At 41.1% G+C, this 22,055-nt stretch carries 18 protein-coding genes; 10 read left to right on the top strand and 8 right to left on the bottom strand.

From position 1 onward, the window contains the following. Positions 1 to 32 precede the first annotated feature (32 nt). The 8 genes from HL290_RS09910 (at position 33) to HL290_RS09875 (ending at position 9,467) form a co-directional block, all read left to right on the top strand. Entirely contained in the window at positions 33 to 554 is a 522-nt protein-coding gene (locus HL290_RS09910) for a sigma-70 family RNA polymerase sigma factor (protein ID WP_081409543.1), read from the top strand. Further along, a complete protein-coding gene (locus HL290_RS09905) occupies positions 555 to 1,571 on the top strand; it encodes a FecR family protein (RefSeq protein ID WP_198496342.1) in 1,017 nt (338 codons plus the stop codon). It abuts the gene before it with no gap. A 139-nt stretch (positions 1,572 to 1,710) separates the two neighbouring features. Beyond that, positions 1,711 to 4,881 (top strand): TonB-dependent receptor domain-containing protein, encoded by a 3,171-nt coding sequence (locus tag HL290_RS09900; protein WP_320158880.1) that lies wholly within the window; start codon positions 1,711 to 1,713, stop codon positions 4,879 to 4,881. Positions 4,882 to 5,070: 189 nt separating this feature from the next. Continuing rightward, complete coding sequence (locus tag HL290_RS09895; RefSeq protein WP_198496341.1) at positions 5,071 to 5,862, top strand: Slam-dependent surface lipoprotein; 792 nt, start codon at positions 5,071 to 5,073, stop codon at positions 5,860 to 5,862. A gap of 103 nt (positions 5,863 to 5,965) precedes the next feature. Then, complete coding sequence (locus HL290_RS09890; protein ID WP_198496415.1) at positions 5,966 to 7,432, top strand: porin family protein; 1,467 nt, start codon at positions 5,966 to 5,968, stop codon at positions 7,430 to 7,432. Positions 7,433 to 7,442: 10 nt separating this feature from the next. Continuing rightward, positions 7,443 to 8,366 (top strand): energy transducer TonB, encoded by a 924-nt coding sequence (locus HL290_RS09885; protein ID WP_198496340.1) that lies wholly within the window; start codon positions 7,443 to 7,445, stop codon positions 8,364 to 8,366. 32 nt (positions 8,367 to 8,398) lie between these two features. Further along, positions 8,399 to 8,998, top strand: coding sequence for a biliverdin-producing heme oxygenase (locus HL290_RS09880; protein WP_198496339.1), 600 nt, complete (start codon positions 8,399 to 8,401; stop codon positions 8,996 to 8,998). A 28-nt stretch (positions 8,999 to 9,026) separates the two neighbouring features. Beyond that, complete coding sequence (locus HL290_RS09875) at positions 9,027 to 9,467, top strand: YbaN family protein (RefSeq protein ID WP_198496338.1); 441 nt, start codon at positions 9,027 to 9,029, stop codon at positions 9,465 to 9,467. A gap of 4 nt (positions 9,468 to 9,471) precedes the next feature. On the opposite strand, the gene HL290_RS09870 is transcribed toward HL290_RS09875, so the two are convergent. Next, a complete protein-coding gene (locus HL290_RS09870) occupies positions 9,472 to 9,747 on the bottom strand; it encodes a hypothetical protein (RefSeq protein WP_198496337.1) in 276 nt (91 codons plus the stop codon). 321 nt (positions 9,748 to 10,068) lie between these two features. On the opposite strand from HL290_RS09870, the gene HL290_RS09865 reads away from it, so the two are divergent. Further along, positions 10,069 to 10,776, top strand: coding sequence for a YoaK family protein (locus HL290_RS09865; RefSeq protein ID WP_198496336.1), 708 nt, complete (start codon positions 10,069 to 10,071; stop codon positions 10,774 to 10,776). Positions 10,777 to 10,925: 149 nt separating this feature from the next. Then, positions 10,926 to 12,839, top strand: coding sequence for an esterase/lipase family protein (locus HL290_RS09860; RefSeq protein WP_198496335.1), 1,914 nt, complete (start codon positions 10,926 to 10,928; stop codon positions 12,837 to 12,839). A 54-nt stretch (positions 12,840 to 12,893) separates the two neighbouring features. Here HL290_RS09860 and HL290_RS09855 read toward each other — a convergent pair whose 3' ends face one another. The 7 genes from HL290_RS09855 to betI form a co-directional block, all read right to left on the bottom strand. Continuing rightward, a complete protein-coding gene (locus tag HL290_RS09855) occupies positions 12,894 to 14,228 on the bottom strand; it encodes a basic amino acid/polyamine antiporter (protein WP_045434690.1) in 1,335 nt (444 codons plus the stop codon). Positions 14,229 to 14,233: 5 nt separating this feature from the next. Further along, positions 14,234 to 15,112 carry a homocysteine S-methyltransferase family protein gene (locus HL290_RS09850; RefSeq protein WP_198078942.1) on the bottom strand — a complete coding sequence of 293 codons (879 nt, stop codon included), beginning with the start codon at positions 15,110 to 15,112 and terminating at the stop codon, positions 14,234 to 14,236. A gap of 216 nt (positions 15,113 to 15,328) precedes the next feature. Beyond that, entirely contained in the window at positions 15,329 to 15,799 is a 471-nt protein-coding gene (locus HL290_RS09845) for a hypothetical protein (RefSeq protein WP_198496334.1), read from the bottom strand. 91 nt (positions 15,800 to 15,890) lie between these two features. Beyond that, positions 15,891 to 17,531, bottom strand: a complete 1,641-nt coding sequence (gene mqo / locus HL290_RS09840; protein WP_004641704.1) for a malate dehydrogenase (quinone) — start codon at positions 17,529 to 17,531, stop codon at positions 15,891 to 15,893. Positions 17,532 to 18,038: 507 nt separating this feature from the next. Next, positions 18,039 to 19,697 (bottom strand): choline dehydrogenase, encoded by a 1,659-nt coding sequence (gene betA / locus HL290_RS09835; RefSeq protein WP_198496333.1) that lies wholly within the window; start codon positions 19,695 to 19,697, stop codon positions 18,039 to 18,041. Between the two features lie 94 nt (positions 19,698 to 19,791). Next, on the bottom strand, positions 19,792 to 21,264 hold the full coding sequence (betB, locus tag HL290_RS09830) for a betaine-aldehyde dehydrogenase (protein WP_198496332.1): 1,473 nt from the start codon (positions 21,262 to 21,264) through the stop codon (positions 19,792 to 19,794). Next, on the bottom strand, positions 21,257 to 21,880 hold the full coding sequence (gene betI / locus HL290_RS09825; protein ID WP_003653164.1) for a transcriptional regulator BetI: 624 nt from the start codon (positions 21,878 to 21,880) through the stop codon (positions 21,257 to 21,259). The genes betB and betI overlap by 8 nt, the downstream gene beginning before the upstream one ends. Positions 21,881 to 22,055: the final 175 nt, after the last annotated feature.

The raw sequence follows: 22,055 nt of genomic DNA, 5'->3' as shown, positions 1-22,055 counted from the left end.
TTTGTAAGTTCCTTGTTTTGAGTCCAATTGCTGTGAACAAAACTTCTTTGCTTGTAGATCAGTTATATAGAAGTCACCAAAGCTGGCTTCACCAATGGTTGAGACAAAAATTAGGTAATACTGAACAGGCCGCAGATCTGGTTCAGGACACATTTATTAAACTGCTACAAACCCGAGACGAGTTATTTGGCATTAAGGAACCGCGTGCCTATTTAACGTCAATTGCTAAAAATCTGCTGATTGACCAAGTGCGTCGTAAACGCATTGAACAGGCTTATTTAGATGGCTTGAGTCAAATGGAATATATGCTTGATGCAGTGGCTTCACCCGAAGACCAGATGCAGATTATTCAAGCGATTAACCAGCTTTGCAAAGCACTTGAAGGGGTTTCTGAAAAAGCACAGCAAGCCTTTATTTTGCATTACCTCGAAGGCTATACCCATAAAGAAATTGCCGAGCGTTTAAATGTGTCGACCAAAATGATTCAAAAATATTTGGCGAGCTGTTTAATTCAGTGCTACCAAAACCGACAAGACATGGACGCTTGCATTTAAATGGCCATGGATAAAAGCAAACATCACCAACTGGTTGAAGAAGCCGCGCATTGGATTGTTCAACTGAGTTCGGATGATGAAAGCTCACGAAAAACCGCCAAGCAAAAATTTGAAGAGTGGAAAAAAACCAGTGAGCAACATCGCCAAGTGGCTGCCGATATTGAGCAATGTATCGGTTCAATTCAAAAACTTTCCCAAACTAGCGGATATAAAAAAGTCACTAAAGTTGCCCTTAAAGCTGGCCTAAATTCAGGCAAAGCCTACAAGCATTTACGGGCAGGAACAGCTTTTGCCGTCGTGTTTGTTGCCATGAGTGGGGCGTTATTTTATTTAACCGACACTACGGTAGCCTATGTGACTGCTGACATTCAAGGGCAATCGGGGCAGTGGACTACGCAAACTTTGCCGGATGGTTCACGTTTAATTTTGCGGGGTAAAAGTGCGGTTAATCTTGATTTTAAAACCAACCAGCGAGTGGTTGAGTTAGTGCAAGGTCAAATTTATGTCGATGTTGCTAAAGATAAGACCAGACCATTTTTGGTCAAAACCAGTCATGGACAAATTCAGGCACTCGGCACAGCTTTTAGTGTCAGTTATGACCCTTCGGCAACCGAACTAAAAATGTTGCACTCAAAAGTAAAAGTAGAAGCCACACAGGTTAAAAAGACCCAATTGCTTACTACTCGCGAGGCCATTGTCGAGGCGGGGCAAGCCATTAAAATGGATCAAAACGGTGTGCAAAAACTGCCTGCACTAAATGTGTATAACGAACAACAAAAATGGCAAAAGCATCAACTCATGGTAGAAAACCTGCCGCTGAATCAAGTGCTACAAGAGCTAGACCGCAACTACAAAGGCAAAATTATTTTTAATGATGCGGTGCTGCAACATGTACGGGTCAATGCGGTGTTGCCTTTAGACCAAACCACAGAATCGCTTAAGCTTTTGGCTACGGTTTTTCCAGACCTGAAAATTAAGCAAATTACGCCGTTTGTGGTCATGGTTTCTTTAAAATAATAAAAAATTAAATTTATTTTCAATTTTAGGTTCCACTTTTTTGAAAGTCGTTCGTCATAGTAAGTAGAAGCAATAAATATGGATGATTTTAATCTGTTGTATTGAATGATTCTTATTTTGATTTACTGGGGCGGGGCAAATGAAAAAAGCGGGAACAGGGCAAAAGCGGAATCGATCGATTTTTCGATTCTCAACACTGGCGTTTGCCATACATGCTGTGTCGATGGGTGGGCTTGTTGTGCTGCCCATGCAGCAGGCCTATGCACAAACAGCCGGAGTTAAAAGCTATAACATTCCTGCCGGCCGTCTTGCTAACGTACTGAATCAGTTTGCCGAACAATCGGGTACTTCAATTGCAATGGATGCTCAGCAACTTCAAGGGTTACATAGCCTAGGCTTAAAAGGCAATTTTGCAGTCGAACAAGGTTTTGAGCAGCTTTTAAAAGCAACCGAATTTAATGCTGTAAAAGTTGGGCAGGGCTATACACTCACCAAAAAATATACGTCTCGGGCAACTTCTAAGGTTCCGGCCGCTAGCCTGCCGCCAAGTAGTGCCGTCATTGAAGAAGATGCATCGGTACGACTCACGCCAATTGTGGTGTACGGCAAAGAAGACCGTGACACAGAAGGCTATAACAAAGTTTATGACGCAAACCGTTCTTCGGTCTATGCGGGCAAAGACTATGTCGAGCGCTTTAAGGGAACCAACCCAGCCGATGTTTTACAAGGCATGGTGGGAGTCTATAGTGGCGATGCCCGTAACAGTGGCGCACTCGACCCAAGTGTACGTGGTGTGCAGGGCGTTGGTCGTGTGCCTTTAACCATTGATGGCACCGAACAGTCGATTGCCGTGTGGCGTGGCTACAACGGGGTAAACAACCGAAACTATATCGACCCCAATCTCATTGCGGGCATTGAAGTCATTAAAGGCCCATCTTTAGAGCGCAATACCACGACTTCTGTTGGCGGTGGTGTAGTCGTTAAAACGCTAGAGGCCGATGACATTGTTCGTCCGGGTAAGTCTTTTGGTGCCGAGTTAAAAGTAGAAGGCTCAACCAACTCAATTGATCCGTCTTTGCCAGACATGAGCAAAGTGGGCCAAAACTACGATGAAACAACGCCTTGGATCGACATGAATGGGGCCAAATATGACCCCGATATTTATAAAAAGAACCGTACCAGAAGTGATAATTCTAATTTTTCGGGCGACGACTTGGCGGGCCGATTGGCGATTGCCACCAAGCAAGATAAATTCGATTTACTGGCTGTTTATGCAGTACGTGAGCGCGGCAATTATTTTTCGGGCACACATGGCGCGGGCTATTATAAACGAGCGACGCCAGACAGTAGTCTCGATTTTATTCCTTACTTTGCCTATGCCTATCAACCGGGCGATGAAGTTCCCAATACCTCAAGTCATATGGAGTCGTGGTTATTAAAAGGGACCTATCGCCCAACAGATCACCAGACTCTTAAACTAACTTACCGAGATACCAAAAATATTTTTGGTGAAATTATGCCGTCTCGTATTGTTTGGGGCATTACGCCTGACTTGGGTGTTCCACAGTGGCCTTTAAGCAATATTCACTCTAAAGCTTATAGCCTCGAATATAAGTTTAAGCCTGAGAATAATCGTTGGATTGATTTCTATGCCAACATTTGGCAAACCGACACCGAAAGCCAGACATACACACGTGGTGGGTGGCCAACCACAATCGACTTTCGAGATAACACTATTATTAACACGGCGATAAGCCATTCTGACAATACGCGTAAAGGCATTACGGTCAGTAATAAAGCCCGTTTGTTAGACCGGCTTGATTTGACGCTCGGTGGAAGTTTCTTAAAAGAAAAACTGACGTCTGACGATGTTTATGGTGAATTTGGCCCAAGTTATTCGCTCTATCAGGCATTACCACGGGCAGGGCGCCGTGAGGAAAAAACCTTCGACTTTAACTTTAATTATAGACCGCTGTCTTGGTTAAGTTTTGATGCGGGCATGCGTTATCGCTCGTATTGGGCTGTTGATGACTTTTTAAATAAATCTTTACAGAGTGAGATTGACCCGAATTTAAATCCGCTGTTTACCAAAAAAGCGAAGCTTAAAGAATATACCTTTGAATATCAGACCATGCCCGAGAGTTACACCTCGACTCAGCAGCGTTTAATCAATGTTTTAAAACAGCGCTATGCCACAAAAAATCCTGAATGGGATGGGCAGCTCGATACAGTGCCTGCATCAGAGAGCACTTTGTATAACATGATCTGGTCACAGAAAAATACGCTGAGCTGGAAAGCTGATGCCAACGGGCAATTGTCGCTTGCCGATAATCCTTTAAACCAGCTCAATGCCTCTGGACAAAAGTACGTCGTAACTGGCGGGAACTTTATGTCGGTGGTAGACCAAGTTCCGGTTGAGTCTGCCGACAAAGTTAAAGATAGCGGCTGGGCACCGCAGTTAGGTGCCTCAATTCACCTCACGCCAAACAGCAGAATTTACGCACGCTATGCAGAGGAATATCGCTTACCAAGTTTGTTTGAAAGCACTGTCGGTTTTTCTGCCATGTTGCCATACCAAGCAATTAAGCCTGAACACGCTTTTAACTACGAAGTGGGTTATGTCTATGACATGCGTGACTGGTTCAGCACAGCGCGCAATGCCGACATTAAACTCGCCTATTACTACAACAAAACCAAAAATGTGATTGAGCGTGACCAAAATCTTATTTTTACCAATATGGATGAACAAAAACTATCAGGTCTAGAGCTACAAAGCCGTTTTGATAATGGCGGTTTTTTCACAGACTTGAGCGTCGCCTATAACTTAAAAAATGAAGTGTGTGACACCAATAGTGCCATTAACAAAATGATTTTAGGCGGCACGGTTCAAACCGAGCAGGGCCTTGCGTTCCGTGAACCGTATCAGCGTTGTGTTGATGATGGTTTCCCAAATGGCTACTTAGTGACCATGGCTACACCTGAACTGAGTTTCCACGGTTTGCTGGGTGCACGCTTTTTTGATGAAAAGTTAGAGCTCGGTGCACGTGCAACATTTTATAAAGCTTATGAAAGCCCACTACGCAAAAACAATGATGCTAGCGTCAATAAAGGCTATTACCTCAATGTGCCTTTGGCGTGGGATGACACATGGATTTTTGATGCCTATGCGCGTTATCAGGTCGATGACTACAACACGGTTGAATTTGTCGGCAGTAATCTTTCTAACCAGTTTTATATCGATCCTTTAACCCGTAGTGCCATGGCCGCACCCGGTCGAACGATGAAAATCAGTTGGACCACTAAATTTTAAACAGAATTTGATTCCCTCTACACATACATAAAAGGGGAGTCAGGTAACGGTAAATAATAAGATTGAATGATTATTATTTACAAAAAACCGAGTAGGTTTGCAACTGGCCTACTCAATAAATTAAAAATAGCGAAATCGTTATTTTAAATTAAACAATAACTTAGTTCTAAAAATATGGAGTAACAACAAATGAAAATCTCTCAATTGTTCTTGGGTCTTGTTGCTTGTTCAACTGCATTTGCTTATGCAGGTATTGATGGTATTTCGAGTAATGAAAGTAACATCAAAATCGGGGCTGCTGCCAATGCAAGTCATCCGGGTGGCGTAGCAGCGGTATCGGTTCAAGCTGCGGGTGCGCCATATAACGCTTTTACAGGTTTTAATTCGTTAAAAGGTTTGGCTCAGGCTTTTGCTGCTCAGGGAACGAGTAACACCAATGTAACGGTTGGCAGCAAAACCTTTAATATTTCGCATATTCCAGTGTCTGCAATGCCACCTTCACACAGTGCATTAGGTAATTTTAACTTTGGTCAGGTGGGCACACAGGAAGTCTATTTTGGTGAATGGTGGAAAGCGGGCGACACGCCAGCAAGCGCGAGCCATACCGTTTACTATGCGGGTGATAACACCAATACCACTGTTCCAACTGCGGGTACTGCAACTTATACGGTTGCAGGGATTAATGGTTCTGGAAGCAATTTGTTAAGTGGTACGTTCACGGCAAATTATGGCGCGGGCACACTTGAAGGGACGCTTAACGGAACAGGTACGGCTGTTTCATCATTAAGCCTAGATGGTGTGGCATTTAACCCGGGTACTGCTGCGTTTGCAGGTTTGGCAACGGCTAACGGTACGGCTGGTATCGACAACTCTGGTGTGGTTCAAGGTCAATTCTTCGGTGCAAATGCTTCGGCTTTAGCGGGTATTGCCCAGTTTGATAACGTGTCTTACAACACTGCATTTGGCGGTGCTAAAAATTAATGAATGCAAAAGGAATCTACATACGTAGGTTCCTTTTGTTTTTTTGGCTTTTGCTTGGTTGCTTCAGGTTTATTGTTTTATGAAACGAACGCTTTTGTGCTGTCTGACTGTGTTGAGTTGTCCATTTTTATATGCCGACGAAGACACACAGCTTCGTCTCAACCAAAGCTTGGACCAAACACTTTTACAAGAACAGCGCCAGTTTCACGAGCAGGGAACCATTCGTAGTACCGAGCAATTACCAAAACTTCAAATTAATGGACAAGAATATAGTGTTGAGCAAAACCAGAATGATCTTGCCAAAGCGTTATATTTGGCAGTCATGCAAAAACAGTGGCTCAAAGCCACAGTTTATTTAGAACATTATAAGAAATATGTTGGCTACGATCGGGCTTTAACCGACTTTGCCGAAGGGGCAGTTGCACGTTCTCAGGGTCAACTGAAATTGGCTGAACAAAAATTTCAAAGCAGCCTAAAACAACAACCTCATAATTTAATTTGTGAACTTGAGTTAGCGCGCGTGCTGTTTGAACAACAGAAGAATAAGGAAGCAGCACGCCTTTTTATTTCCATTCAAGACAAACTCAAACAAAGTGATCCCACTGTAATCCCGTCAGGGGTTTTAACCACAGTGAATACCTTTGTTCAGGCACTAAAAAAACGAGACTCTTGGCAAGGTTCGGTTTCAGCGGGTTACACCTATGTCAGTAATTTAAATAGTTCTTCTGAACAGAGCAAAACATGGACGCTTTATGGCAGAGATAGTGACGGTAATATTATCCCAATTGAGCAAGTCACCCGTGGAACGCCTAAAGCTGAGTCGGCAACGGGTTTAGATTACGAAGCCAGTCTTATAAAACGCTATGCGATTAAGGGGCATCATGGCGTGGCTTTACGTGCGCTGGCGTTTGGACAGTCCTATAACGACCACGCGGCATTTAATGAATCTACCGTTAATATTAATGCGGGCTATAGCTACTTTGACTTAAAAAATCAAATTGGGGTGAGCCCGCTTTTTGAACATAAACGTTATGGCAATGATGGCCTTTACAATGCATGGGGTGCACGTGCTGAATGGATGCATTTTATCTCTGCAGATAAAGCCTTCAAGCTTGAAGCTGAAAGTAAAGATTTAAATTATCAGGAATATAAAACTCTAGATGGCCTAGAAAATTCGGCCTTCGCCACTTTCTGGAAGATTTTTCCAGATCAGTGGACTGTTTTTGGTGGTTTAGATGTAGTCGACCATTCGACCCAAGAAAAATATATGGCTGCATACCAGCAGCAAGGTGTGCGGTTGGGCTTAAGCAAATCTTGGAGCACAGGATTTAACACCACTTTATTGAGCTCTTACCGTTGGCGTCTGTTTGATAAATATGCAGAAACTTTCTTGGCACGCCGTCATGATTTTGAGCAGAACTATACCGTTGTTGTGCAAATGCCGCGCTTTGAGTTTTATGGCATGACGCCTAATTTAACCTACCGTTACAACCATAATAAAAGTAATGTCGATTGGCTGTATTCCTACGATAAACACAACATTAGCCTCAAGCTTGAGCATCGTTTTTAGGGAATAAGCCATGAAATCAAAATCTTTATTCCCTACACATGACTCGATAGTCCAATTGCGTTTCACACAATGGCCGAAGCACTTTTATAAGTGCTTAACCGTAGCTGTTGTGATTGGTTTGCATGTGTTTGTTGTCTGGATGCTGAGCCATTTAATTGAACCCTATACTTTTGCGACATCACCCAAAGTAGATGCTTTAAAAGTAAGTTTTGTGTCGCTGGCACCTGCTAAAAAGCCATCACCTGACCAGACTGAAAGTAAGCCTATCGAAAAAAGTTTAGCGCCGAAATCTACGTTAAATAGTTCGGTATCCTCTATACCTGAAGAATCAAAAAACTCGCCTAAAAATGTTCAAACATTAGCGTCAAAAACTGCTTCTAAAGAGGTGGTGCAAAATAATTTAAGTGATAAACAGCAAGTACAACCAAAAACGACTTTAAACAATTCAACTTCACTCCAACCAGTGCAGCCTACAGAAAGGCGAGCGGCCCATACTGATAAAAAACTGAGTTCAACCGCTCTTGAACAAACGCAAACTGAGCATTTGCTACAAAGCAGCAATAGCGAAACCAAAAGTGGCGGTGTCAAAACACCCGCAACGCAGCAAGAATATTCCAAAGCACCTAGCACTCAAGTTGAACACGATGACGTTGTTCAGGTGAGTAGTGTGGATGTGCTGAGTTTTGGTGGGCTTGACTACGATGATCGCGAGTTAAAACAACAAAATCGTTTGGTTGAGCTTCGGATTCGCATTAATGAAAAAGGGCAGCCGATTGACATTCAATTACGTCAAAGTTCGGGCATTCAAAGCCTTGATGAACGGGTCATGCAAGCTACACGTAAATCCAGATTTAAACCCCACAAAATTAATGGTCGCGCCGTGACCATTGTTGTGGATTTTCCAGTCCAACTCAAACTCAATCGGGGCCGTTAACCGATGAGCTATATCCGTTTTGCAGGAGAAAGATGATGAACACATCTACAGAACAAATCATTAGCAACAGCTTGTCTTTACGTTTGAAACAAGAAACCGCTGCTGAACATGAACGTATGCATCAATTAATGTCACAAGCAAAGGTATTTTCAAGTAAAGAAAAATATGCGCAATTTACGTTGTCTCAATATTATTTTCAGCGTGAAATTGAACATCTTTTTGAAAAAGAGGGGGTGGCAGGACTGATTCCAGACCTCGATATTCGCGGCCGCTCAAAACAAGCACTTGCTGATTTAAATGATTTAGGTATTCAACCTAACGGACAGCAATTACACAGTGAAAACGTACAGCTACCCGAAGCTTTAGGCTGGATTTACGTGTCTGAAGGTTCAACATTAGGGGCTGCATTTTTATTTAAAGAGGCCCAAAAACATTTAGGGTTTTCTGAAACGTTTGCTGCGCGTAATTTGGCTGCTTATCCCGAAGGGCGCGCTAAAGTCTGGAAACGTTTTGTGCAAGCACTCGACGAAACAGGTTTTGATCACATCCAGCAAGATCGTGTCGTACAAGGTGCTTTAGATGCATTTGGATATTTTGGTCAGGCGCTTGATCAGCTCGATACATTGAAATAATAAAAAGTGGATAAAGGGAATACCCGATATGGACAAACTCAATCAAGTAAATGTAATCGTAAAACATGAGCAGTCGTTAGCACCTGCTCAACCAGTCAGTAAGCTTGCTCGTTCTATTTGGGCGCGTTGGGTGTTTATTGGTTTGGCTTGGTCGTGTATTGCGCTTGGCATATTGGGTATTTTTATTCCGGGTTTACCCACCGTTGATTTTATAATTTTGGCTGTTTTCTTTGCTGCTCGAGGCTCTGAAAAACTTCATCAATGGTTTCGAAATCATCGTTATATTGGTCCACTCATTTGCGAGTGGCAAGAACATCGGCTTATTCCTAAAAAGGCAAAATACATCTCGACAGTTAGTATGAGTCTGGCTGCGGGGCTTATGATTTGGACCATTCCACATCCGTGGTTTGTCTATCCGGCAATTTTATGTATGGCTGGGGTATTAATTTGGATGTGGTTAAAAAATTGAAGATTTAAGATTGACACTGTTGCATAGTACGTTTCATTGTTTTCACAAAATCACGTGGTACTTCGGGGCTTTGTAAACTTAAGCTTCCAAGTTTAAGCATCAGTTTAGGGGAATATTGACGTTCTAAACGATGATAAATACATGTACAACTTGCACGGCTATGACCTGCTGCCATACATTTTAAATAGAAATCACGTTGAGCATTATTTTTCTGACCTGCAAAGGCAATAGATGCAAATAATAATCCGCCTAGAAAAAATGAATAATTATAAAATGACATATATCTACTCGTGATTGTTTTTTTCATTATCCATATTTTGGCATAACTTTTTCAGGTTCAAAATCAGTTGATATCAACTTGCGGCTTCATCATAGTTAGAACTGTTTTAGAGGTCAAATTGATTTGAAGATGATCACTGTTTTATTGTCCTTAAAATAGACAATTTTGATTGTTGCTATTTTAAAGACAGTGTTACGACATTACACACCCTATTTTTTTACATCTTTTTTTGCTTTCATAAACGTTTAAGCATTATTCATTTTTAAATCATTTAGATACAACTTAATTGCTTTAAAACTTTAATTTAACAGGATATTTTATATGACAGACACCCCAATTAAAAAAGAAACAGAAAGTACATGGGCAATATGTCGAGATCCTGTTTTACTAACTATGGTTGGTGGGGCGATTGATACCATTGGCTTTATTGCGTTGTTTGGCTTTTTTACCGCTCATGTTACTGGAAACTTAGTGTTGGCAGGGGCGGCATGGGTTAAAGGAGGCGCGGGAATATGGATTAAGCTCGCCGCTATTCCGCTATTTATTTTGACTGTGGTCATTACAAAACTTTTAATTGACCGTAGTCAGATGAAGCACAAAACGCTGTCTTATTTATTCTTATTTGAAGCTATCTTTCTATGTGCCTTCATGGTTGCAGGACTTTACTTTGAGCCATTTAAAAATCCGGATTCATTAACAGTTGCAGTGACAGGTGGGCTGGGTTTAATTGCTTTAGCTATTCGTAATACTTCAAGCAAAACCCTCATTAAAAATATTAGCCCAAGCACCATGATGACAGGTAACACCACGCAGCTTGGTATTGATATTGCTAACTTGCTTAAAAACAATAATGCAGCCAATCGGGCAAGTTTTCTAAAAAGTGCCAGTATTGTGATTGGGTTTGTGATTGGTGCTTTCTTGGGAGCGATACTTTATGTCTATTTTGACTTCTGGAGTGTGGCGCCGTTTATTTTACCGATTTTTTATTTTTCTTATTTAGCTTCACAGCAAAAGTTCAACCAAGCTTGATTGAAATACATAGCCATTGAGCCTGGATTACAGTGAGTTCAGGCTTTTTTTTGCAATAAAGGAAAACGGAAGCTGAGCTAAAATTGTTCGTTCATCGCTTTACAGGCATAATGATCTGATGGGGAATACATTCGATTAAGGAATGCAGAATGACAAAGTCTTACCATTATTCAGTGATAACAATAATGGCTTTGCTCAGTGGCTGTCAGGTCATTAATTTAAAAGAAAGCAATTTAAGCAATGCCTTAAAAAGTAAGAATGAAAGTATTCTGACCGACGGCACTTTAAGTCACCAAACCCAAAACTTACTGTATTTGGTTAAAAAAGACGAAAAATCTTGTCTGCAAAATTTTGATGATTGTTTAAATAAAATTCAGAGCTTGTCTGAAAATAGCAGCCGAGAAGAACGTTATGCTGCGCTGAGCGAAATTTATTTAGCAAAAGCTTTAGATGTTGGGCGTAGCAGCCAGTGTAATGCCATCAATAAAAGTAATAGTTGCATTGAGCAAGAGTTAGCTTTGTTCGATAAAAGCTTGCGCTATAGTTACGTTTATTTATTTGACTCTGAAGAGTCTCCGTTTGATCGGGTATTTGACCATCGCCAAAATCAGGTACGTATTTTTTATAACGTCGCTTTGTCGAAGTTAATGACCACGTATTTTAATCATTTAAATACGCATCGTTTTCCACCTCTGCTGAAAGCAGATGGGCATCAATATCATGTCAATTTTGACCATGCCGTAGATGTACAAAAGATTGAGGTCGATACCTTTCGCTCCAGCTATAACATGAACTTTTCTGGTTTTAATACCGTTAACCGGAAGGATGGCTTAGGGGCAGAATTTATTGTCGGGCGTAAAGAAAATGATGTAAATCACGGCTTCATTTTAGACCCCGATGCTTTTTATGCTCATCAAACCAATCCTAATATTCATTTACCACGCTTCTTTCCCGTTACAGCCATTGCTTACCCTAAACAAAAGGCCACAGCCGATCAGGTGATTGCTGGAGCAGAGTTAGAAATTGCGATGTTCGATCCATATCGACAAAGCCGTGTAAAAGTTGAAGGTGTGGACTATCCGCTCACTGCAAACTATTCGGCGCCTTATGGACTTTGGCTATCGAAATATAATTTAGGTGCAGCAGGCTATTGGTCTTTGATTAATAAAGAATCCAATTTAATCATGCCGCATTTATATATGCTGGAACCCTTTAACCCGAATAAGAAAATCATTGTGTTTGTTCATGGCTTGGCGAGTAGCCCAGAGGCTTGGGTGAGCCTAACCAATGACATTATGGGCGATGCCGAATTAAGGAATAATTATCAAGTTTGGCAGGTGTTTTATTCTACCAATATGCCGATTTTTGAAAGTCGTTTTCAGATTTATTCATTGCTAAATCAAGCTTTTCAAAACATTGCTAAAGACAGCTATGCTGCACACGATGCAGTGCTGGTCGGGCATAGTATGGGTGGAGTCATTAGCCGTTTATTAGTAAGCGATGCTGATGTTTCAGAGCAAGCCATGCAAAAAATGAATGAAGCGCAGTTAAATCGTTTAAAAGAAAATCCAGTGATTAAAGAGCGTTTTCAGTTCAAAGCTTTGCCTTATTTTAAGCGGGTTGTTTTTGTTTCTGCACCGCATCATGGTACAGACTACGCTGACCGATGGTTTACCCAAATTGCCCGCCGTGTTATTCGTTTACCTGCTGACTTTTTTATTGCAGTCGAAATGAGAGATGAGAAAAATACAAAGCTCAGAAAAGGTTTAATTGAAAATGGAGCGAGTAATTTAAGTCGTTCTTCCAACTTTATGCAGCTTACGCAAGCCATTCAGCCATCGCCACAAGTGGTCTATCACTCGATTATGGGCAATATTGATGGTACGGCAGATAAGTTAAAAAGCAGCGATGGAATTGTGCCGTATCAAAGTTCACATTTAGGTGGTGAACAGTCGGAACTGATTATTAAAGGTGGGCATTCTATTCAAACCAGCCCAGAAGCGATTTTAGAATTACGCCGTATTTTACGGTTGCATCTTAAGCAGTCACAGCCTTCAAAATAGAATTTTTGTTTTTAGACAACCACTGCTGAAATGGGTCAGCAGTGGTTGAAATAATTAATTTAGCTGATTTTGTTTGAGCGATTTTTTGTGCTCAAAGTAGCTGATTGAAAAAATAACCAAGCCGACTAAATACAAGACCACAGACAGGAGCAATAAATCTAATCCTGCTGCATAGAGTAACCAAAGCGCATAGATTGAAGCGACGCTTGCAATGGCAATATGTGGGGTACGTTTGTGGCGAATTGATTCTTTAAGATAAAAAGCAGACACCAGAAAATAAGGCAGCAAAATCATCACTGATGAAATTAATAAAAGCTGGGTGTAGTTTTTATTGAAAAAATACACGGCAATCAATGCGCCTTGCACGACCAGAGTGGTAAGCCAAAGCGATGAAATCGGCACATTATTCTGATTATTCTTTAAAAATAATTTCGGGAATGCACCATTTTTTGCAGCCAAATATGGAATTTCAGTGGCGAATAAAGTCCAGCTTAAATAAGATGAAGAAACTGAAATAATAAGGCCGATGGTAATAACAATAGTGCCCGGCAAACCGATGAGCTGCTGCAAAATGGTTGCCATTGAGGGGTTATGCATGCCTGCAAGTGCTTCACGACTTACTACGCCATAAGCCAAAACTGTGACCATCACATAAAAAGTTAATGCCAGTAACACACCCAAAATGGTGGCTTTACCAATGTCATAACGGTTTTTTGCACGCGATGATAAAACCACAGCACCTTCAATACCGGTAAATACCCAAAGGGTAATTAGCATCAGGTCTTTCACTTGCTGCCAAAGTGGAACTTTTAAAGAGAAGTCATTTAAGTTGAGCTTGAATAAATCAAACTTAAAGGCAATGAAGGTAAAGAAGATGAAAACCACCATTGGAATGATTTTGGCAATGGTCGCCAGTAAATTCACAATTGCCGCTTCTTTAATGCCTCGACTCACCAACCAGTGTACAAGCCATACAAAAATGCTTGAGCCAATCAGTGAATAGAGCGTATTACCCTCACCAAAAATAATATGGTCTTTGCTGTCGGTAAACATGCCAACGCCCGAAAAGGCAATCACCACATAACCGACAATACCAATGGTGGTACATAACCAATAGCCCCAAGCGGAGCAAAACCCAATCAGGTCACCAAAACCTTCACGTGCATAGTTATAAATACCACCGTCTAGATCGGGTCGTTGACGCGTTAAATGTAATAACGTGAGTGCCAAGAAAATAATGCCGACTCCGGTAATGAGCCATGCAACAAGAAGGGCAGAGCCGTTAGCGACTTGAGCCATATTTTGGGGGAGGCTAAATACGCCTGACCCCACCATAGAACTAAAGACCAGCGCTGTAAGAGACAACAATCCAATTTTGGCAGCAGACATGGTATTTATTCTTTAAAAAATTGAGAGAGTTCAGCAATGTGTTCTGGACCAATACCACAGCAACCGCCTACTAAACTTGCGCCTGCTTGCTGCCACTGCTTGGCAAAACCAAGATAAGCAGGAGCATCTAAGTCTTTACGAACTTCATCAAGTCCATCGTTGGCAGTTGCGCTGCTATCTTGAGGCGGGAAAGCATTGGCATAGGCACCAATTTGTACAGACTCTGGAATAAGTCCTTTAATTTCATTAATGGCTTGCAAGATTACTTCAGGCTGGCAGCAGTTAAACAAAACCGCGTTGGCATTTGACTGTTTTATAAAATCAGCCACTTGTTGCATGTTTTCGCCTGAGCGGAGTAAGGCTTGTTCTTGTTTAATTTCGTCTTGCAGGGTAAACGATACCCAATAGTCCTTACCATCTTTTGGTAATAAGGCATGCACTGTTTCGACTTCTTTTAAGCACGATTGAGTTTCTGCTAACCAGAAATCCACCTCTGGTGCCAATGTATTAATGATGGGTTCAGCAAGGTCTTTAGCCTGCTCAGCCTGAAACAAGTCTGCACGGTAAGAACCAAATAAAGGCGGTAAGCAGCCTGCAATTTTGACATTTTTGCCGCTTTCTTTAACTGCATTTTTTGCTTGTTCGATCGCAACTTTAATTAAACGAATGCCGTCAGTTTCAAAGCGTTCTTGCCCAATGTGAAAAGGAACAACAGCATAGTTATTGGTGGTGATGACTTCTGAACCAGCGTTAATAAAATCGAGATGTACTTCTTTTACTGTTTCAGGCGCTTCAATGAGTGCAAGCGCAGACCACTCTGGTTGACGAAATGGAGCGCCACGACGGGCCAATTCACGGCCTAAACCGCCATCTAAAATTTTCATAAATTACAACATAAAGGGAGAAAAAATATTTAAGTAATCTAGCGCGTAGAGGGGGCGTATTCAATCGCTAATATGCTCGATATATTTCTAAATAAATTAGATTGTTATGAATATTTTTTCTTAAAAGGAATTCTGTATATGATGTTCAGTTTTACTGATGAACTTCATGTGAAAAAGAAGACTTATTTATATACAGCTATAGACTAAAAAACAAGCTTAAAGTGCGCCATATTGTTGCCAACTTTCTCCAGTGTGCTGAGTTTTATAATAGGCCTTAAGTTGCTCAAGTTGACTGAAATGTATGCCAGACCAAATCAATAAGCTGATTAATATTAAAACTTTATATAGGCTTCGAATTTTTTTTAAGTGAGTGAACGCCAATGACAAAAAAAACAGGGCAGGTAAAAATATAAAGAATTGAATAGGAGAGAAAAATAAATGAGTGGTACTGAAGTAGACTGAGATAGCACTGATTAGCAGATTTAAAACTGAAAATAGTTTTTGATATTTGCCGAGCTTAAATGCATAAGCAGTGATGATGAGTAACACAGCTGAACTTACATAAATCGCTGTACCGCCAATCATCCACATATAAAAACCGCTTACCAATAGATAAGCCAGTAGTACAACAAGCACGAGCTTAAAACAAAATGAAAAGAGGCGGGATGGTGAGTTTAAAGGCGTCATAGTTAATCTAAATATCTCAACTGAGGTCTTAAAAAACAAAAGGACGAATCGAAATTCATCCTTTTGGAATTTTACTTATACATCATCAAACTTAGTTTGCTTTTGCAACAGGAGCAGCAGCAGTTTCATCGTTTGCAGCTTTAAACGGAGATGTATAGTTCAAGCCAAGTGTAGAACTTGTGTACTGACGAACTTTGTCGAGTAATACAGGATCTTTGCTTAGGTCTTGTTTATAAGAAACAACAATTTCATGAAGCTTCTGATTCCATTTACCTTCAGTTTGCTCAGGGAAAGCTTTTTCAAGCAAGTTAAGCATGATGTATGGAGAAGTCGAAGCACCCGGAGACGCACCTAACAATGCAGTTACAGCACCATCTTTAGACGCAAAGATTTCTGTACCGAATTGAAGTGTAGCTGGTTTACCCGGTTCTTTTTTGATGATCTGAACACGTTGACCACCTTGGCTTAAACGCCAGTCTTCAGCTTTCGCATCTGGGTAGTATTTACGAAGTTCATTTAGACGGTCTTCATCTGACATCATCACTTGGCTAACCAAGTATTTAACAAGATCAAGATTTTCTAAACCAACAGTAGTCATTGGTAAAACGTTGTTTTTGTTGGTTGATGCAAGTAAATCAAGCTGAGAACCGTTTTTCAGGAACTTGTTTGAATACGTAGCAAATGGTCCAAACAATACATATTTTTTACCGTCGATATAACGCGTATCAATATGTGGCACAGACATTGGAGGCGCACCTAATTCAGCACGGCCATAAACTTTTGCTGTGTGTTCTGCAGTAATTTTTGGGTTGTCAGTAATTAAGAACTCACCACCGACAGGGAAGCCAGCATATTGTTTCGCTTCTGGTAAACCAGTAAGTTGCAATAATTTAACTGCTGCACCACCTGCACCAATAAATACAAAACGCGTTTTAACGTGATCTACTTTACCAGTTTTCAAATTTTTGAAAGACACAGTCCAAGTTTTGTCATCATTTTGGCTGATGCCAGTCACTTCGGTTGAAGTCTGTAATTTGAAATTAGGGTTTTGGTCTAAACGATTCACTAATTGTTTAGTGATAGAACCATAGTTTACGTCAGAGCCAACATCCATACGGGTCGCTGCAACTTTTTGACTAGGGTCACGATCGTTCATTACTAAAGGTGCCCATTGTTTAATAACAGCTGGGTCTTCAGTAAATTTCATACCTTTGAACAACGGGCTTTGAATCATTGCAGCATAACGTTTTTCTAAGAATTGAACGTTATCGCCCCAAACGAAAGCAATGTGCGGAACTGGGTTAATGAATGATTTAGGTTCAGCTAAAACGCCTTGTTTTACCTGATATGACCAAAACTGTTTAGCAACTTCAAATTGAGAAGCAACTTTTTCAGCTTTGACAATTTCCATCTTACCGTTTTTCTCTTCGGTATAGTTCATTTCCATAAAGCCAGAGTGGCCTGTTCCGGCATTGTTAAAGCCGTTTGAACTTTCTTGAGCAACTTGGTCAAGACGTTCATACATACGAATTTGCCAGTTTGGTTCAAGCTCAGTGAAATAAGTACCGAGAGTGGCACTCATGATGCCGCCGCCAACAAGGACAGCATCAACAACTGGCTCATCTTTTGCAGTTTGAACTTGTTTTGACGTCGTCGGTCTAAACAAGAAAACAATACCTGCAATTAAAATAAGAATGATTAATACCAGAAGGTATTTCAAAAACTTTTTCATGTAAGGGGGACCTTAAAATAAGTTATTTGAGTCACTTAAGGTGTGAGGAAACCTAGACAGCGTATCCAGACAAAATGGATATAAATGCGAAGTAAATTCTCAAAATCAGAGAACTTATAAAAAAATAAAATTACTTGGGATTATCGCAAACACTCTATATTTTAGACTAATTTTGCATTGACAAGACAATTTTTATAATAAATGGGGTTCATCAAAATCATAAATATGATTTATATTTGATCAAATTAGGCTTTAATAAGATAATTTTCAATTATTTTTTTAATTTAACTATTTGAAAAATAGTTAATAAATTTTATTTGATTAAAGTTGAATCATTTGAAGAATATACGTATATAAAGATAGATGATTTTTTGTTTCATGCCATATTGATGTAAAATAGCTTTTTTGAATAGTTTATTTTCTGTCATACATCGTTCTTATTAATGATTGGATTATAAATATTAAATTAAGGGTATATTTCTGCATAAGAAATATACCCTTATGATTTTATGAGGCTACATAGAATGGTGCAGTTGAACGTGGTAATGCTTCACGTCCACGAATTTGGTCTGCAATTTTCTCGGCAATCATAATGGTGGTTGCATTTAAGTTACCGGTAATAATAAGCGGCATGATCGAGGCATCAACCACACGTAAGCTTTGCATACCATGGACTCGGCCTTGACCATCCACGACAGCCATTTCATCTTCACCCATCTTACAGCTACAAGACGGATGATAGGCCGTTTCTGCATGGTTACGAACAAAGTCGTCAAGCTCTGCATCTGTCTGTAAATGTTTGCCCGGACTAATTTCTTCACCACGATATGGATCAAGAGCAGGTTGCTGCATGATTTCACGAGTGATACGAATCGCATCACGGAACTCACGCCAGTCTTGTTCACTAGACATATAGTTGAACAAGATACTTGGATGCTCAAACGGATCTTTTGATTTAAGTCTAATGCGGCCACGTGAAGGCGAACGCATTGAACCAACGTGTGCCTGAAAACCATGCTCTTTCACTGCATTACTACCATTGTAGTTAATAGCAACTGGCAAGAAATGGTACTGAATGTTTGGCCATTTGAACTCATCTGAACTACGGATAAATCCGCCTGCTTCAAACTGGTTACTTGCGCCAATACCTGTACCATTAAATAACCACTCGGCACCAATGGCAGGTTGGTTATACCATTTCAAGGCAGGGTATAAAGAAACAGGTTGCTTACATTTATATTGTAAGTACATTTCTAAGTGGTCTTGCAGGTTTTCACCTACACCCGGCAAATCATGAACAACATCAATGTCCATTGATTTTAAGAAGGTACTTTGACCCACACCAGAGCGCTGTAAAATTTGTGGAGAAGCAATTGCACCCGCACACAGTAAGACTTCGCGTTTAACCAGCGCACGTTGTAAGTTGTTTTGGTCAGCCCCGATAATGTACTCAACACCCACGGCTTGTTTTTGATTAAACAAGATTTTATTGGTCGTTGCATGAGTCAAAATAGTGAGGTTAGGACGGCCTTTTGCCATATCCAGATAACCACGTGCGGTACTTGAACGGCGACCTTTAGGCGTTACCGTGCGGTCCATTGGACCAAAACCTTCTTGCTGGTAACCATTTAAGTCATCGGTACGCGGGTAACCTGCTTGTATGCCAGCTTCAACCATGGCATGGAACAATACATTGTTGCCATTTTTTGGTGTAGCAACTGACACAGGGCCATTGCCACCATGGTAGTCGTTTTCGCCAATGTCACGGGTTTCGGCTTTTTTGTAGTATGGCAAACAGTCGGCATAAGACCAGTTTTCTAGGCCTTTATGGGTTGCCCATTGTTCTAAATCCATTGCATTACCGCGGATATAGCACATACCATTAATTAAAGATGAGCCACCTAAACCTTTACCACGACCGCATTCCATACGACGGTTGTTCATGTGCGGTTCAGGGTCGGTTAAATAAGCCCAGTTATAGCGACGACCTTGAAGAGGGTAGGCCAAAGCTGCCGGCATTTGGGTACGAAAATCCAAACGATAATCTGGGCCACCAGCTTCTAATAATAAAACGGTGGTATCTTTGTCTTCAGTAAGACGTGCAGCAAGTACATTTCCGGCAGATCCTGCGCCAATGATAATGTAATCATATTCTTTAATATTCATAACTATCCTTTTTTACTAACAGTTTGCCTGAGCAATCTATAAAGATTGCTCTGCATATGTGGTTTAGGTTGAAGTGTTTAAGGCAATTGATGCATTAAAAAATGCTTTGATAATCGCCAAGTTCAACTTGAATAGATTTGATACGGGTATAGTGTCCAAGCGTGGTTAGGCCATTTTCTCGGCCTACACCAGATTGTTTGTAGCCACCCACTGGCATCTCGGCAGACGACTCGCCCCAAGTGTTAATCCAGCAAATACCAGCTTCAATTTGGTGAATAATGCGATGAGCACGGCTAATATCTTGAGTGACAACGCCAGCAGCTAAACCAAAGGTAGTGTCGTTAGCACGACGAATCACTTCTTCTTCAGTCTCGTAGCTTAAGATGCTCATGACTGGTCCAAAAATTTCTTCTTGAACAATTGCCATCTGGTCATTGCAGTCGCTAAATACCGTCGGTAGTACATAAGCGCCTTTAGCAAGGTCACCTTCTGTTGCACGTCCACCGCCAATTAAGACTTTAGCGCCTTGTTGTTTACCTGACTCAATGAAAGACAGAACTTTTTCCATGTGAGGGAAGCTGGTGAGTGGCCCGAAGTTGGTTTCTTCAGCCATTGGGTCACCAATGCGAATACGTTTTACACGTTCTACAACGGCTTTTTCAAAATCGGCTAAAAGAGATTTTGGAACAAATACACGCGTACCGTTGGTACAAACTTGGCCTGAACTAAAGAAGTTTGCCATGACAGCAATATCTGCTGCGCGATTAAGGTCGGCATCTTCACAAATAATCAGTGGAGACTTACCACCAAGTTCCATCGTCACTTCTTTTAGCGTAGAACCAGCAGCGCTTGCCATGACTTTTTTGCCAGTTTCAACACCACCTGTAAATGAGATTTTCTCAATTACTGGATGTTCAGTTAACCACTGACCAATTTCACGGCCTGGCCCTTGAACTACGTTGAATACGCCGTCTGGTAAGCCAGCTTCTGTATAGATTTCTGCAAGTTTGAATGCAGTAAGAGGGGTGGTTTCACTAGGTTTGAAAATCATGGCATTGCCGGCAGCAAGGGCAGGGGCAGATTTCCATAAAGCGATTTGAATTGGATAATTCCAGGCACCAATACCTGCAACCACGCCTAAAGGTTCACGGCGTGTATAAAAGAAACTTGATTCGCGAAGCGGAACTTGTTCACCCTGAATGGCAGTTGCAAGTCCTGCATAGTATTCGAGTACATCTGCACCAGTCACAATGTCGACTGTAGATGTTTCACTGTAGGCTTTACCAGTGTCTAGTGTTTCAAGACGGGCAAGTTCATCATTACGGTCACGTAAAATGTCGACTGCGCGACGTAAAATACGTGAACGCTCCATGGCAGTCATGGCAGCCCAGATTTTTTGTCCTTGTTGGGCACTTTGTACAGCAGCTTCAATATCTTGCTCAGATGCTTGCTGAAGAGTTGCGATCGTCTCGCCGTTGGCAGGGTTAATACTATTAAATGTTTTTCCACTGGTTGCGTTAACGTAGCGTCCATGGATATACAGTTGATGAACTTGTGCATCACTCATTTTGTCTCTCCTGCAAAGGCTTGTTCGCAAATTGAACTTGCGTTTGTACATAATCGTAAGCAATGGAACGAGCAAGGTTGCTGTCAAATTCGTTATGACGGCTTAAACTGCCTCGTAACCATAATCCATCAATCAATGCTGCCAAACCGCGAGCGGCAACACTGGCCTGTTGTTCATTCATTAACTTGAGGAAATAAAACTTCAAGTTAGAGTACAGGCGTTGATCATTAATCTTTTGCAAACGGCTTAAGTCTGGTACATGCATACTCGCTGACCAAAAGTCTAACCAGACCCGCATTGCTTTTTCATTTACCTGACTAATGTCAAAGTTAGAGTCGATAATCGCCTTAATCTGGCTCTCTGGATGCGAATCTGCTTCTGCTCTGTACTGTTCAGTTTTATGACGCAGAACATTCAGCATTTCTTGCATACAGGTATTGATCAACCCTTGTTTGTCGCCAAAATAATGGCTGACAATGCCGGTCGACAACTCGGCTTTTTTTGCAATTTGTGCAATGGTGGTATTGGATAACCCCACTTCATAAATTACGTCGAGTGCGGCATTCATAATTTCTTCACGTCGCACGTGCTCTGGTTTTACTCTGCGTTTCGTCATGTTTTTCCACATCAGCACTTTTAGTGGTGCTTTAAATTCAGCATGTTAACTTGCAGAGCATCATAGCACTTTTTTTATCATACTTGTTATTGATTGAACGTTCAATCAATAACAAGTATGATATGTAAAAATCAATGAATTTTTGAAGATTACCTCTAGGAATAAAGAGGTCAAA

It is taken from the genome of Acinetobacter sp. AC1-2 (assembly GCF_016124155.1).
Classification (GTDB): domain Bacteria; phylum Pseudomonadota; class Gammaproteobacteria; order Pseudomonadales; family Moraxellaceae; genus Acinetobacter; species Acinetobacter calcoaceticus.
Note: the sequence above shows the minus strand (reverse complement) of the source record. Positions and strands in the feature narration are given on the sequence as shown.

What these genes read in the sequence shown, in the direction of transcription:
- HL290_RS09905 (WP_198496342.1), top strand. Translation starts at nt 555, where the DNA reads ATGGCCATGGATAAAAGCAAACATCACCAACTGGTTGAAGAAGCCGCG.
- HL290_RS09900 (WP_320158880.1), top strand. Translation starts at nt 1,711, where the DNA reads ATGAAAAAAGCGGGAACAGGGCAAAAGCGGAATCGATCGATTTTTCGA.
- HL290_RS09895 (WP_198496341.1), top strand. Translation starts at nt 5,071, where the DNA reads ATGAAAATCTCTCAATTGTTCTTGGGTCTTGTTGCTTGTTCAACTGCA.
- HL290_RS09885 (WP_198496340.1), top strand. Translation starts at nt 7,443, where the DNA reads ATGAAATCAAAATCTTTATTCCCTACACATGACTCGATAGTCCAATTG.
- HL290_RS09880 (WP_198496339.1), top strand. Translation starts at nt 8,399, where the DNA reads ATGATGAACACATCTACAGAACAAATCATTAGCAACAGCTTGTCTTTA.
- HL290_RS09875 (WP_198496338.1), top strand. Translation starts at nt 9,027, where the DNA reads ATGGACAAACTCAATCAAGTAAATGTAATCGTAAAACATGAGCAGTCG.
- HL290_RS09870 (WP_198496337.1), bottom strand. Translation starts at nt 9,747, where the DNA reads ATGTCATTTTATAATTATTCATTTTTTCTAGGCGGATTATTATTTGCA.
- HL290_RS09865 (WP_198496336.1), top strand. Translation starts at nt 10,069, where the DNA reads ATGACAGACACCCCAATTAAAAAAGAAACAGAAAGTACATGGGCAATA.
- HL290_RS09860 (WP_198496335.1), top strand. Translation starts at nt 10,926, where the DNA reads ATGACAAAGTCTTACCATTATTCAGTGATAACAATAATGGCTTTGCTC.
- HL290_RS09855 (WP_045434690.1), bottom strand. Translation starts at nt 14,228, where the DNA reads ATGTCTGCTGCCAAAATTGGATTGTTGTCTCTTACAGCGCTGGTCTTT.
- HL290_RS09850 (WP_198078942.1), bottom strand. Translation starts at nt 15,112, where the DNA reads ATGAAAATTTTAGATGGCGGTTTAGGCCGTGAATTGGCCCGTCGTGGC.
- HL290_RS09845 (WP_198496334.1), bottom strand. Translation starts at nt 15,799, where the DNA reads ATGACGCCTTTAAACTCACCATCCCGCCTCTTTTCATTTTGTTTTAAG.
- mqo (WP_004641704.1), bottom strand. Translation starts at nt 17,531, where the DNA reads ATGAAAAAGTTTTTGAAATACCTTCTGGTATTAATCATTCTTATTTTA.
- betA (WP_198496333.1), bottom strand. Translation starts at nt 19,697, where the DNA reads ATGAATATTAAAGAATATGATTACATTATCATTGGCGCAGGATCTGCC.
- betB (WP_198496332.1), bottom strand. Translation starts at nt 21,264, where the DNA reads ATGAGTGATGCACAAGTTCATCAACTGTATATCCATGGACGCTACGTT.
- betI (WP_003653164.1), bottom strand. Translation starts at nt 21,880, where the DNA reads ATGACGAAACGCAGAGTAAAACCAGAGCACGTGCGACGTGAAGAAATT.